The sequence below is a fragment of the Cupriavidus nantongensis genome, from assembly GCF_041726985.1.
Taxonomy (GTDB): domain Bacteria; phylum Pseudomonadota; class Gammaproteobacteria; order Burkholderiales; family Burkholderiaceae; genus Cupriavidus; species Cupriavidus nantongensis_A.
Map to the genome: position 1 here is coordinate 1,644,097 of NZ_CP168302.1, position 13,745 is coordinate 1,657,841.

The following is a 13,745-nucleotide window of genomic DNA, read 5'->3' on the forward strand; positions in this document are numbered from 1 at the left end:
CACCCGATCGTTCCACCGGCGCTGCCACGGTAAGCCGCGACAGGCCGGTGAGAGCTTTCCTTTGATGCCATCGGCCGCTTGTCGCCGACCTCACCCTACGGATCGACGGCCGTCCCGGAAACCGGCGATGAACACTCCCCAAACCCTGGACGAGCACCGGCGGGTGAACGCGCTGCGCGACAGGATGCCGTGCGCGGCTATACCGCCGCACGGCGCAACGCCTGGTGCGGCCTATCTGCAGCTGTGCGAGTGCAACGTGGGCAAAGCGCTGGGCCGCGTTCTTCCATCTATTGTGGGTCGACCACATCGTCTTGCATCGGGGCGATATGACCCTGTTCTGGGGCCGCCTAACAGGCAGGCGATGAGCAAGCCATGTCGATTGGGGATCCGGCCGAGCCCGCTGGTCTCATTTTGGTTTGTCGTAGAGATTTGAGCACGACATGAAAACCAGCCCCTTACCCGTCTGGCTTTCGACCTTCGTGCCTTTGTCGAGAAAGCAATCCATACCATTCGGATACTTGGCAAATAACCCCCTGCCCGCGCCCGGTCTGGCGGCCGGCTTATTCCCACACTTCAACACAACTACGCCTATGGCCCATTCCGCCGTGCCGGGCATGTTGGCCAAGATGCAGTTTTCAAATGACTCCGCGTTAAAGAGGCCGGCGTGGGCCTCCATGGAGATAGACGTCGCTATAGTCACCAAAAGCTTTCTCATAGCTTCCCCCGGGCCCGTGAGCGAATTCATTCCTGACAGCGTAGACCATGCGCCAGAAGGCGTCATACCTCCAAACGGGCGAAACAGCGGCGCGGTGTCAGCCGTTCTGCCTAGTGCGCACGGCTGGGCCTGAAGTGCTGCCATATCTCTGCATGGTGGACGAAGGCGATCGCGCATGAGTACATTTTTTAGGGCGCGAAATTAGAAGAGGCGCTAGTTCGCTCGATTTCAATGCGCGAGTCGATATGCGGACTTCCGATCCCCCAATGGCTCTTACCGACCTGCCGGAGACCCGGTTTGCGATGACCGATCAGGGGTTGGAAGTAGTCATGGGGCGGCACGGCTATTCATGGTTGTGCCTCTGGTCGAGTCCACTACTCATCAAGGAGCCGAGCCGTGAGAGATACGGCCGACGTGGGCTGTTTGCAAGCAGTCGCGGTCTTCTTTCAACCCATGCCCAACTTTCTTGCTGTTAGACCGCAAAATTGCACGACCCGAAATGTGTTCAACGGAGCTGTTAAAGTTTCCGTCAATTTTTCAGCTTCTGGCAATCGTCGGTATGAAAGAATCGGCTATGCTTTAGTGTCGAAAGATGGCCAGAATTTCGATCTGCAGGACGCTGCTATGCATGACACAGAAGCTCAGTTCATCTACGTAGAAGTGGTGAGCAATAGGGTCGATGGCTGCACAGAGCCTGATCATTGCATAATGGCATTGCGTACGCGTCGCCTCCGTGTTTTATGGCGACTGAATCAGCTCGAATGAAGGCTGTCTCGGCTAGGGTAGATCGAATTATAAAACAGGGTAGTCGTGTGCACGTATTATAGGATCGCAGCTATCAGAAGCTTGAAGTTTCAGTCGTTAACTTGCGCCATTGAGGAAACATGCATCTCGTTACAAAATCTTACTTTGATACCTTTTGTAAAGACTTCGGAGCGCCATATGACGAGGCGAAAAATTTCGAAGCGTTCATCAATTACTGTGCGCTTTCAAATTTTTCCGGGGATAGCGTCGAGGTAAGTGACTTGGTTTATGAAGGCGCTGATCCAGGGATTGATGGCGCGCTCTTGTTCCTTGATGATCGTGCCGTTTTTTCGTTGGAGGAGCTCGAAGATATCTTCCAAACTACCAAGCGGGAATATCAGGTATCTATTGTCCTGACTCAGGCAAAGCGGTCCACGAATTGGTCGAAACAAGAAGTAGACTCTTTTGTCTCTGCAATTGTTGACTATCTTTCTGAAAATCCCGCTCAACCGCACAGTCAATATTTGGCAGATTTCAGGAAGATGTTCGGCACGATTTTCGCGAATATCGGCCGTATCAAAGGTGGATTGCCGAACATCTTTGCATACTTCTTTACCGCTGCACCGGATACGGACGCAGTTGAGATAAACGCCGCATTCCAGGTGGGAGAGGTTGCCCTCAAGAAAATGGGCTACTCAAACGAGACGCGCTTCATCAAAGCGCACCGTGATGTCATTCATGAGATGTGGTTGGCAGCAGATGGTCCAATGGAAGCCCAGCTGGCGACGGTTGGCTATGCCCCATTCCCGGCAGTGCCAAATATCAATAACGCTTACGTTGCCACGGTGACCGCTCGGAGCTTTATCGACGCCATTCTTAAGGACCAAAATGGTTTGCCACGGAAGAAGCTTTTTGAGGAAAATGTACGCGACTTCCTCGGGATTGACGTCGAAGTGAATTCTGAAATTGCAGAAACCTTGACTGATGAGAATAAGAAACCAAGGTTTGGCCTGATGAATAATGGTGTGACCATTGTTGCATCTAGCGTGCGCCCAGCCGGACAAGCAATTTACATTAGAGATTTCCAAATCGTCAATGGATGCCAGACATCGAACATTTTGGTTTCCTTGGATGCGCAGGTCGACAATACCGTCTGCCTCATGGTCAAGCTGATTGAAGCTGATGAGCCATCAGTGATCGACGATATTGTGCGCGCAACAAATAGGCAGTCAAAGGTTGAAGATGCTCAATTCATTTCAACGCTGGCCGCATTACGGGAATTGGAGCAGTATTTCAATGCGCGAGGTGCTGGGGAAGTTAACCGAATATATTTCGAACGGCGCAAAGGGCAATACCGTCCTGAGAATGTGGCTCCAGTGCGGATCTTTGATGTTCGCGAGACTGCGCGGTGCTACGCAGCAATGTTCATGATGCGACCGGACATTTCCAGCAGGTATCCCAATAGACTAACCGGAGAACTCCTCAATGATGTGTTTTCTAAAGGCGCACAAGAGGAAGACTACTATACGGCCTGCTTCGCCCACTATCGGTTGCGGATGCTCACGTCGAACAAGCGATTCGACGGAAAGTACTCAAAGTTGCGTTGGCATGTGATGACTGCTGCATCGAAATATTGCGGTGCGAAGTATAAGGAGTTCGGTTGTAGGTCAAAGAATGAGGCTTTGTATAGCCTCTTTTCCGCAAATGACGGGACTTGGTTTGATCGGCTCAATCAATTGATTAATACAGCGCTACCCGATCCTGCTATTTCACGTGACCTCCTCAAGTCGCCGCCTCTCACTGGATCGGTGCTTTCTAACGTCGACAAGCTGCTCGGGTAAAGCATATGGAACGCACATGGATGGTACGCGGGGAGAGCGGAAGGCAGTCTGAAAAACGACGCCGCCGTTAAGTCCGAATACTGAATCAAGGAGTTCTGCACCACCTAGGTCATACCGGCCGCCGCCCGGCCGGCGTATTCAAGGTGTTAAATCTTGAGCTAACACGGAGGCCCGGCCTTTCCATGTTCCGTTCGCACGAACTCGACGCATTCATCGAATCTAGCAAATGAGGCAAAGCATGTGTTTGGAAGAATCCCTCGGCACGATATTTTTCTTAGCGGTTGCTGGCGGGCAGACGGGCAGACGTTCAAGCCTACCGCTCAACTGTAGGAACTGCCTGGCGAAGACGACTAGTGGCAAGCGACCTACGACGTGGAGCCCGGGCCTGCATTTGAACAGGTCAACGCATGCTTGAACAACGCGACAGACAAAGGGCGGGATTTAGCCCCATGCTTCGTGCTGGATGGCTGGTGTCGATTTAAGCTGCGCTTGGCGTGTGAGACTGGGTGGCATGGTATTTTTCATGGCATCGAAGCTATTTGTGCTACCGGCAATTTCTTTCAATCGTTTTTTCGTATTAAACACAATCAAGTGAGAGTGATGCAGCGCGTTCTGGCCCCATCCCAGCACGGTAGCAGGCATGCGCGTCTTTAACCCTCAAAAGAAAAAACGTGCAAGTAACCCGCTTCATAAAAAAACGCCAGCCCATACGGGCTGGCGTTCTGCTTTAGGTACTACCAGCAATCAAAACTGATTCATAGTATTGTCCTTCCCCGCCGCCTTCAGCGCCGCCTCCCCGCTGAAGTACTCCTTGTGATCATCCCCAATGTCCGACCCCGACATATTCTGGTGCTTGACGCAGGCGATCCCCTGACGAATTTCCTTCCGCTGCACCCCAGCCACATAACCCAGCATCCCCTGGTCACCAAAGTATTCCTTGGCCAGGTTATCCGTCGACAGCGCAGCCGTGTGATACGTCGGCAGCGTAATCAGATGATGGAAGATGCCAGCTTCACGCGACGCATCCGCCTGGAACGTACGAATCTTCTCGTCCGCCAGCTTCGCCAGTTCGCTATCGTCGTACTCCACACTCATCAGCTGTGCGCGGTCGTAGGCCGACACGTCCTTGCCCTCGGCCTTCATCGCGTCATACGCTTGCTGGCGGAAATTCAGGGTCCAGTTGAACGACGGGCTGTTGTTGTACACCAGCTTGGCGTTCGGGATGACCTTGCGGATTTCGTTGACCATGCCGGCGATCTGCGCGATGTGCGGCTTTTCGGTTTCGATCCACAGCAGGTCGGCGCCGTTCTGCAGCGCGGTCACGCAATCCAGCACGCAGCGTGCTTCGCCCGTGCCGGCGCGGAACTGGAACAGGTTGCTGGGCAGGCGCCTGGGGCGCAGCAGCTTGCCGTCGCGCTTGATGATGACGTCGCCATTGCCCAGCTGGTCGGCCGACAGTTCTTCGCAATCGAGGAACGAGTTGTATTGGTCGCCCAGGTCGCCCGGCTTGGCGGTCACGGCGATCTGCTTGGTCAGGCCGGCGCCCAGCGAGTCGGTGCGGGCGACGATGATGCCGTCGTCCACGCCCAGTTCCAGGAAGGCGTAGCGGATGGCGCGGATCTTGGCCAGGAAGTCCTCATGCGGCACGGTGACCTTGCCGTCCTGGTGGCCGCATTGCTTTTCGTCGGACACCTGGTTTTCGATCTGGATGCAGCAGGCGCCGGCTTCGATGAATTGCTTGGCCAGCAGGTAGGTCGCTTCGGCGTTGCCGAAACCGGCGTCGATGTCGGCGATGATGGGCACCACGTGGGTGACGTGGTTGTCGATCTTCTGCTGGATCGCGGCCTTTTCGGCGCCGGTGGCGGCGTCGAGCTGGCGGAACAGGCCGCCCAGTTCACGGGCGTCGGCCTGGCGCAGGAAGGTGTACAGCTCGCGGATCAGCGCGCTGACCGAGGTCTTCTCGTGCATCGACTGGTCGGGCAGCGGGCCGAACTCGGAGCGCAGCGCGGCGACCATCCAGCCGGACAGGTACAGGTAGCGGCGTTCGGTGCTGTTGAAGTGCTTCTTGATGGAAATCATCTTCTGCTGGCCGATAAAGCCGTGCCAGCAGCCCAGCGACTGGGTGTACTTCGACGGGTCCGCGTCATAGGCGGCCATGTCGGCGCGCATGATCTTGGCGGTGTACTTGGCGATGTCCAGGCCCGTCTTGAACTTGTTCTGCGCGCGCATGCGGGCAGCGTACTCGGGGTTGATGGCATTCCAGGCGCTGCCCTGGGTTTCTTTCAAAGCAGCCACTGCCTTGATGTCGTCTTGATACTGGGCCATGTCAGTTTCCTAAGATAAGGCGCGTTTGAGAAAAATCGTTTGGCGTGCCGACCGTGGGTCGAAGCAAACAGCGTGAACTCATTGTAGGGGGATCCGCCGCCGTTGCGGCTATGTCTTATATAAGACATAAGACTTTGTTTTTCCTTTGTTTTCAATGGGATGAGTGTGCTTTCTCACGATACGGAACGTTTTTTCGCAGAACGAAAGCGGACGCGGCGCAGCGCAACATCAAAATCCCACGATGTGAAACGCGCTTTCAGTGAGCGGGCAAAGGGGCGTCAGCGCACCGCCTGCCGGCGGCTTCGTCACTTTTCCGCTAAAGACTCCCGAACCGTCCGCCGTTAACGCTGACGGTTGCTCATTTCCCAAACAGCACCCAATTCCCCCGCCTTTTCGCGCGAATGGGAATCCCACCCCGCTTCGATAATCCCCGCTGACGAATAGCGGCCTGCCGCTTCGCACGGAGCGTGGATGTCCGAAGAAAGCGATCTCGAGAAAACCGAACCCGCCTCACCCCGGCGCCTGGAAAAGGCGCGCGAGGAGGGGCAGGTGGTGCGTTCGCGCGAGCTCGCCACGTTCGTGATGCTGATTGCCGGCGTGACCGGCCTGTGGACGCTGGGCGGCCACCTGGGCCGCAGCCTGAACCAGGTGATGCAGGGGGCGTTGCGCTTCGAGCCGGCCACGGCGTTCGATCCGGCGCGCATGCTGTCGCGCGTTGCGCTGATGGTGTGGGACAGCCTGCTGGCCTTCCTGCCGTTGCTGCTGCTGTTCGGCGTGGCCGCGCTGGCCGCGCCGCTCCTGCTGGGCGGCTGGGTGTTCTCGGGCAAGTCGTTCGCGCCGCAGCTGTCGCGGCTGTCGCCGATTGCGGGACTGGGGCGGATGTTCTCGGCGCATTCGCTGGTGGAGCTGCTCAAAGCCGTGGCCAAGTCGCTGCTGGTGGGCGCGGTGGGCGCCTGGGTGCTGTGGCGTCGATTGCCCGAGGCCATCGCGCTGATGAATGCGCCGGTGCAGGAAGCGCTGCTGCACATGGTCGATCTGGTGATGTTCTGCTGCCTGGTGGTGTCGCTGTCGCTACTGGTGGTGGCCGCCATCGACGTGCCGTGGCAGTACTGGGAGTTCTTCAAGAAGCTGCGCATGACCAAGGAAGAAGTCAAGCAGGAGTTCAAGGAGAGCGAGGGCGATCCCCATATCAAGAACCGCATCCGCCAGCAGCAGCGCGCCATGGCGCGCCGCCGCATGATGACGGAGGTGCCCAAGGCCGATGTGGTGGTGACCAACCCCACGCACTTTGCCGTGGCGCTGCGCTATGAGGAAGGGCGCATGGGCGCGCCGCGCGTGGTGGCAAAGGGCACCGGCGACATTGCCGCGCGCATCCGCGCGCTGGCGGCCGAGCACCGCGTGCCGCTGATGTCGGCGCCGCCGCTGGCGCGCGCGCTGCACCGCCATGTGGAGCTGGGCCAGGAAATCCCGGCCGGCCTCTATACCGCCGTGGCCGAAGTGCTGGCCTGGGTCTATCAACTGAAGCACTGGCACTACTCGCAGGGCCCGCAGCCGCAGGCCCCCGCGGACCTGCCGGTGCCCGATGAACTCGCCGTACCGGAAATGCGCGAATGAACGCTCTGAGCAACCTGTTCAACCTGCCTGGCCTGCGTTCGGCCGGCCAGCTCAAGGCCATGACGGGGCCGCTGCTGATCATCATGATCCTTGGGATGATGATCCTGCCGCTGCCGCCTTTTGTGCTGGACCTGCTGTTCACCTTCAATATCGCGCTGGCGATCATGGTGCTGCTGGTCAGCATGTACACGCAGAAGCCGCTGGATTTTGCGGCGTTCCCGGCGGTGCTGCTGTTCACCACGCTGCTGCGGCTGTCGCTGAACGTGGCGTCCACGCGCGTGGTGCTGCTGGAAGGCCATACCGGCCCGGACGCGGCCGGCAAGGTGGTGGAGGCCTTCGGCCACTTCCTGGTGGGCGGCAACTTTGCCGTAGGGATCGTGGTGTTCGCGATCCTGGTGGTGATCAACTTCATGGTGATCACCAAGGGCGCGGGGCGCATTGCCGAGGTCGGCGCGCGCTTCATGCTGGACTCGATGCCGGGCAAGCAGATGTCGATCGATGCCGACCTGAACGCCGGCCTGATCGACGAAGCCGCCGCCAAGAAGCGCCGCGCCGAGGTGGCGCAGGAATCTGACTTCTACGGCGCCATGGACGGTGCCAGCAAGTTCGTGCGCGGCGATGCGGTGGCGGGCCTGCTGATCATGTTTATCAACGTAGCCGCGGGCATGGTGGTGGGCATGGTCCAGCACGACCTGGACTTCGGCACCGCCGTGCACAACTACACGCTGCTGACCATCGGCGATGGCCTGGTGGCGCAGATTCCGGCGCTGGTGATCTCCACCGCGGCCGGCGTGATCGTGTCGCGCGTGTCAAATGAGCAGGACGTGGGCGAGCAGCTGACCGGCCAGCTCTTCGCCAACCCGCGCGTTCTGTACCTGACCGCGGGCATCATCGGCCTGATGGGCATCATCCCGGGCATGCCGCATTTTGCTTTCCTGCTGCTGGCGGGTGTGCTGGTGTGGATGGGCCGCTATGTCGCGCGCCGCGCGGCCACGCAGGCGCAGACCAAACAGCGCGAAGAGCGCACCCCCGCGGTGGCGCAGGAATCGACCGAAGCGACCTGGGACGACGTCACGCTGGTCGATCCGCTCGGCATGGAAGTAGGCTACCGCCTGATCACGCTGGTGGACCGCGCGCAGGACGGCGAGCTGCTGGGCCGCATAAAGAGCATCCGCAAGAAGGTGGCGCAGGAGATCGGCTTCCTGGTCCCCGTGGTGCATATCCGCGACAACCTGGAACTGAAGCCCAACGCCTACCGCATCACGCTCAAGGGCGTGGAGATCGGCCGTGGCGAAGCCATGCCGGGCCAGTGGATGGCGATCAATCCCGGCCAGGTCAGCGGCACGCTGCCCGGCGCGGCCACGCGCGATCCGGCCTTCGGCCTGCCGGCGGTGTGGATCGATGCCGGCATCAAGGAACAGGCGCAGGCGTACGGCTACACCGTGGTCGATGCCAGCACCGTGGTCGCCACGCACCTGAACCACCTGATCCACATGCACGCGGCCGAGCTGCTGGGCCGCCAGGAAGTGCAGGCGCTGCTGGACCGCATCGCCAAGGAATCGCCCAAGCTGACCGAAGACCTGGTGCCGAAGACGATCTCGCTGACGGCGTTGCAGAAGATCCTGCAGAACCTGCTGGACGAAGGCGTGCCGATCCGCGACATGCGCACCATCCTCGATGTGGTGGCCGAGCACGCGCCCAAGATCAGCGACCCGAACGAGCTGACCGCGATGGTCCGGGTGGCACTGGGCCGCGCCATCACGCAGCAGCTGTTCCCCAACAATGCCGATCTGCAGGTGATTGGCCTCGATGCCGGCCTGGAGCGCGTGCTGTCGCAGGCGCTGACCAATGGCGGCGGCATCGAGCCGGGCCTGGCCGACGCGCTGCTGCAGCAGACCCAGGGCGCGGTCACGCGCCAGGAGCAGCTGGGCATGGACCCGGTGCTGCTGGTGCCGTCGCAGCTGCGCCCGCTGATGGCGCGCTTCCTGCGCCGGACCATGCCGCAGCTGCGGGTGCTGTCGCACGCCGAAGTGCCGGATAACCGAAACATCCGCATCACCGCCATGATCGGCGCGTGAGGAGTCAACGATGAGCGTAGCCAAGTTTGTCGCGGCCAACGGCCGCGAAGCCATGCGCCAGGTGCGCGAAGCCATGGGCCCTGACGCCGTGGTGCTGTCCAACCGCACCGTCGAGGGCGGGGTCGAGATCGTCGCCATGCGCGATACCGATCTGGGCAGCGTGCAGGCCACCGCGCAGGTGTATGTGCCGCCGGCACCGGCGCAGGTATCGGCACCCGAGCCCGCGGCCATCGGCGACCTGCGCGGCGAGCTGCAATCAATGCGGGCGATGCTGGAGCGGCAGCTGGCCGGCATCGGCGCGGCGCCGGGCGTAGCCCCCAGCGCGGCGGCGCACGGCGTGGCCGCGAGCGACCCGCTGCGCGAATCGCTGTTCGAATGGATGGTGGGCGCGGGCTTCTCCGGGCAGCTGGCGCGCACGCTGCTGGCGCGGCTGCCACTGGGCTATGACCGGCCTGCGGCAATGGGATGGATTCGCAGCGAGCTGGCCAGCAAGCTGCCGGTGCTGGCCGACGAAGACCACCTGTTCGCGCAAGGCGGCGTGCTGGCGCTGGTCGGCCCCACCGGCGTCGGCAAGACCACGACCACGGCCAAGCTGGCGGCGCGCTACGTGCTGCGCCACGGCGCCGACAAGCTGGCGCTGCTGACCACCGACAGCTTCCGTATCGGCGCGCATGAGCAGCTGCGCATCTATGGCGACATCCTCGGCGTACCGGTGCATGCGGTGAAGGACGCCGCCGACCTGCGTTTCGCGCTGGCGGCAATGAAGGACAAGCACCTGGTGATCATCGACACCGTCGGCATGAGCCAGCGCGACCGCAGCCTGTCAGAGCAGATCGCGATGCTGGCCGGCGTGCCCGCGCCGGTGCAGCGCGTGCTGCTGCTCAACGGCGCCAGCCATGGCGATACCCTCAATGAAGTGGTGCACGCCTACCGCCACGATGCCGCGCCCGATGGCGGCGGCATCGATGGCTGCATCATCAGCAAGCTGGATGAAGCCACGCACCTGGGATCGGTGCTGGACGTGGTGATCCGCCACCGGCTGCCGGTGTTCTATGCCTCCACCGGGCAGCGCGTGCCGGAGCACCTGGAACTGGCCAGCAGCACCGCACTGGTCGAGCGTGCCTTCCTGACGCCGCGCCGCGGCTCGGTGTTTGCCGATGCCGATGCCGCGCGCCGTGCCGCCGCTGGCGCGGGTGAAGAGACAACCGCGCGCGGTGGCGCCACCGACGTGCTGCGCTCGCTGACCGATAGCGCGGACGCGCTCGGCCAGTGCGTGGCCGAACTCAACGGCGCGGGCCTGGGCTTCGACCTGGCGCGTTCGCTGTGGCAGCAGCGCGGCGCCGGCGCGCCCGCACTGCGCGCGATGTCGCAGCAGGTGCGTGAAGCGGTGTGCCGTGACGTGACGCGCCAGTGCGAGCAGTACGTGCTGGCCGTCGCCGCCACGCTGCAGGTGGCCGTGCCCGGCCGCCGCTCGCCCCAGCCGATCCAGCACACCCTGTGGCTGGCCGACCGCAACGGCATGCCGCTGGCGGCCGCCGTCACGCCGACGGGCCGTGCCGGCCAGCCGCTGGGCGAAGCCGAAGCCGATGCCGCCAACCTGCGCGCCGCGATGAGCGCCGCGCGCAAGGTCGTCAACCTGGTCGAGGCAGTGCCGTCCGCCGCCACGCTGGCGCGGTGGCAGCAGGCCGGCGAGCGCTGGATGGCCAGCGCGCGCAAGACCGCGCGCGTGGTCAGCGCCGGTGCCGCGTGGAAGCTCGACGCACTGGCCGACACGCTGACTTTCCATGCCGTCGGCGAGGACACCGTGCGCGAGCGTGACGCCGTGCGCTGGCTGGCGACTGCCGACGTGCGCGTGCCGGACAGCCCGGTGCGCGGCAAGGGCACGCCCGAAGGCGGCATCGACGCCTGCCTGGTGGTGGCTCGCCTGGCCGACCGCGCCACCGGCGAGCTGATCGATACACGCTATCTGCTGTGCGATCCGGCGCTGGCGCAGGATGCCGCGCAAGTGGCGCGCTGGGCCTTGTGGACCGACGAGGCCGAGGCCGGCCTGCGCACGCTGCGCCACGCCATCGACCATTTCGCGCAGGACGCAGGGGATGCGCACGAGGCCGCCGCCGTGGCCGCGCTGCAGCTGGGCTTGTCGGTGCTGCGCCTGGAACATGCGCCGACCGCGGCTGCGCCCGCATTCCTTGCGCGCCTGGCGGGCCGTACGGTGCGTGCGGGCGCGCCGGTGCCGGGCACCGTGCTCAATGAAGGCATGGGGCGCATGCTGGCCCTGCTCGACGTACTGGAAAACTATCCGGGCCGTGGCACAGCTGCTCCGGCTGCTTCGGCTTCTCCCATGGAGGCCCTGCAGTGAGCACCCTCGCCATGGACCAGGCCGCAAGCCTGCGCCGGATGCTGGCGCCGCGCACCACGCGCCGCATCGCCGTGCTCGCCAGCGAACGCGGCGCCGGTGCTACGACCGTGGCGCTGGGTTTGTCGCATGCGCTGGCGATGCAGGGCGAGCGCGTGCTGCTGGTCGATGAGGACGCCAACGCCCGTGCCACGCGCTTGTCCGGCGCCAGGCCGGCGGGCACGCTGGCCGACGTCCACGCGGGCCGGCTGTCGCTGGAGGCTGCGGCGGGTGTGAGTCCGCAAGGGGTGCTGTCGGTGCTGCCCGCGGGCCGGCCGATGCCGGGCGCTGCCTTGCCGCCGGCGGCGAACGATTTTCGCAGCGTGCTGGTCGATGCCGGCCTCGACGCCGACGGCGCACTGTCGCCGCTTGCGGGCGATGCGCATAACGTGCTGGTGGTGATGCGCCCGGAACTGGCGTCGATCACCGCGGCCTACGCCTGCATCAAGCGGCTGCATCACCTGTATGCGTGGCGCCAGTTCCACCTGATCGTCAACCTGGCGGCCAGCGAGGCCACGGTGCAGGCCATCCTGCGCAACCTGTCGCGCACCGCCAGCCAGTACCTCGGCGTCGAAGTGCTGTGCGCGGGCTGGCTGCCGGCCGACCCGCTGGTGGCACGCGCCGCGCAGCTGGGCCGCTGTGTGGTCGATGCCTTCCCGGCAGCGCCGGCCACCGCGGCACTGCGCCGCAGCGCCGGCGGCATCGGCGCCTGGCCGCTGCGCGCCGACGCCGCCGCGCCAGTAGCTGCCCCCGCGATGGCCTGAGCCTGCCAGCCATGCCACCCGAAACCACCACACCCTGAGCCAGCCAGCCGGCCGCCGAGAGCGTGCCGGTCCAGCCATCCAGCAGTCACGAGAATTGCACCATGTACACGATCCAGGGAAAGCTCGAACAGGCCGATGTGGTCAAGGCGCACACCCAGCTGGTGCGCCGCATCGCGCTGCAGCTCGCCGCACGGCTGCCCGCCAGCGTGCAGATCGACGACCTGATCCAGGCCGGCATGATCGGCCTGCTCGACGCCGCCAAGCGCTATGAAGACACCCACGGCGCACGCTTCGAAACCTACGCCAGCCAGCGCATCCGCGGCGCCATGCTCGACGAAGTGCGCGCCAACGACTGGCAATCGCGCAGCCTGCGCCAGTTCACCCGGCGCATCGAACGCACCCAGCGCAACCTGGAACAGAAGCTCGGCCGCACGCCGATCGACTCCGAAGTGGCCGAGGCCATGGAGATGCCGCTGGACGAATACCAGCTGCTGCTCAACGAGGTCTATGGCTGCCAGCTGCTGCACTATGAAGACTTCGAGCGCTCCGGCGAAGAAGACTTCCTCGACCGCCACCTCGGCGGCAGCGATGACGGCAATCCGCTGACCGTGCTGATGGAAAGCGGCATGCGCCAGGCGCTGGTCCGCGCCATCGAACGCCTGCCCGAGCGCGAGAAGCTGGTGCTGTCGCTGTGCTACGACCAGGAACTGAACCTGCGCGAGATCGGCGCGGTGCTCGACGTGACCGAATCGCGCGTATGCCAGATCCGCGGCCAGGCCATCAACCGGCTGCGCAGCCAGTTGCGCGGCTTGCTGTGATGCAGGTGAAGGCGCGCGTCGCGCGCTGCGCGTGCTGGCTGCTGGCCGCCGTATCCGCATGCGCGTGGGCGGCGTTCGATGCCGGCACCCGCCACGCCTGGACCGGCTCGGTCAACGGCCCGGCCCTGCACGGCCGCGGCCAGCGCGCGGTGTCGCCGCCGATCCTGCCCACCGGCGTATTGCCGCAATCGGAAGGGGTGATTACCTCGGTACGCTGGCGCTATAGCTTCGCCAAGACGCCGCCGGTGGAACTGCAGGCCTATCTGTGCAATGCGCAACGCTGCGTGCTGCTGCCGCAGGCCGAGGGCAAGACCGATGCGTTCTTTGGTGACGATGCCACCAAGGGGTTTGTGTTTGCGTTCCGCGTGCCGGGGCAGGGGAGCCTGGTGCCGGTGTTGCAGGGGCGGAGTAATGAGGTGGTGGTGGGGTTCAGGTAGGGAGGGATGTTCCG

11 protein-coding genes are annotated in these 13,745 nt (G+C 63.1%); 8 read left to right on the forward strand and 3 right to left on the reverse strand.

The features are described 5' to 3' along the window. Nucleotides 1-406: 406 nt before the first annotated feature. On the reverse strand, nt 407-676 hold the full coding sequence (locus ACEI37_RS07165) for a hypothetical protein (RefSeq protein WP_373376063.1): 270 nt from the start codon (nt 674-676) through the stop codon (nt 407-409). Between the two features lie 435 nt (nt 677-1,111). Here ACEI37_RS07165 and ACEI37_RS07170 point away from each other — a divergent pair, with 435 nt between their 5' ends. Both ACEI37_RS07170 and ACEI37_RS07175 read left to right on the forward strand, forming a co-directional pair. Continuing rightward, nucleotides 1,112-1,480: a hypothetical protein gene (locus tag ACEI37_RS07170; protein ID WP_373376064.1), complete on the forward strand. Its 369-nt coding sequence runs from the start codon at nt 1,112-1,114 to the stop codon at nt 1,478-1,480. A gap of 119 nt (nt 1,481-1,599) precedes the next feature. Beyond that, nucleotides 1,600-3,300 (forward strand): AIPR family protein, encoded by a 1,701-nt coding sequence (locus ACEI37_RS07175; RefSeq protein WP_373376065.1) that lies wholly within the window; start codon nt 1,600-1,602, stop codon nt 3,298-3,300. 441 nt (nt 3,301-3,741) lie between these two features. Here the strand turns inward: ACEI37_RS07175 and ACEI37_RS07180 are convergent, their stop codons facing one another. Together ACEI37_RS07180 and ACEI37_RS07185 are read right to left on the reverse strand one after the other, a co-directional pair. Next, the gene (locus ACEI37_RS07180; RefSeq protein WP_373376066.1) at nt 3,742-3,942 is read right to left on the reverse strand and encodes a hypothetical protein; all 201 of its coding nucleotides are present in this window, start codon (nt 3,940-3,942) and stop codon (nt 3,742-3,744) included. 102 nt (nt 3,943-4,044) lie between these two features. Beyond that, entirely contained in the window at nt 4,045-5,625 is a 1,581-nt protein-coding gene (locus tag ACEI37_RS07185) for an isocitrate lyase (RefSeq protein ID WP_373376067.1), read from the reverse strand. Nucleotides 5,626-6,096: 471 nt separating this feature from the next. On the opposite strand from ACEI37_RS07185, the gene flhB reads away from it, so the two are divergent. The 6 genes from flhB (at nt 6,097) to ACEI37_RS07215 (ending at nt 13,731) form a co-directional block, all read left to right on the forward strand. After that, complete coding sequence (gene flhB / locus ACEI37_RS07190) at nt 6,097-7,239, forward strand: flagellar biosynthesis protein FlhB (protein ID WP_373376068.1); 1,143 nt, start codon at nt 6,097-6,099, stop codon at nt 7,237-7,239. Next, nucleotides 7,236-9,317, forward strand: a complete 2,082-nt coding sequence (gene flhA / locus ACEI37_RS07195) for a flagellar biosynthesis protein FlhA (RefSeq protein WP_373376069.1) — start codon at nt 7,236-7,238, stop codon at nt 9,315-9,317. Before flhB ends, flhA begins: the two co-directional genes overlap by 4 nt. 10 nt (nt 9,318-9,327) lie before the next feature. Further along, the gene (flhF, locus tag ACEI37_RS07200; RefSeq protein ID WP_373376070.1) at nt 9,328-11,676 is read left to right on the forward strand and encodes a flagellar biosynthesis protein FlhF; all 2,349 of its coding nucleotides are present in this window, start codon (nt 9,328-9,330) and stop codon (nt 11,674-11,676) included. Between the two features lie 11 nt (nt 11,677-11,687). Beyond that, nucleotides 11,688-12,476 carry a MinD/ParA family protein gene (locus tag ACEI37_RS07205; protein WP_373377728.1) on the forward strand — a complete coding sequence of 263 codons (789 nt, stop codon included), beginning with the start codon at nt 11,688-11,690 and terminating at the stop codon, nt 12,474-12,476. Between the two features lie 101 nt (nt 12,477-12,577). Further along, a complete protein-coding gene (locus ACEI37_RS07210) occupies nt 12,578-13,294 on the forward strand; it encodes an RNA polymerase sigma factor FliA (protein WP_373376071.1) in 717 nt (238 codons plus the stop codon). Then, complete coding sequence (locus tag ACEI37_RS07215) at nt 13,294-13,731, forward strand: flagellar protein FlhE (protein WP_373376072.1); 438 nt, start codon at nt 13,294-13,296, stop codon at nt 13,729-13,731. Before ACEI37_RS07210 ends, ACEI37_RS07215 begins: the two co-directional genes overlap by 1 nt. Nucleotides 13,732-13,745 lie beyond the last annotated feature (14 nt).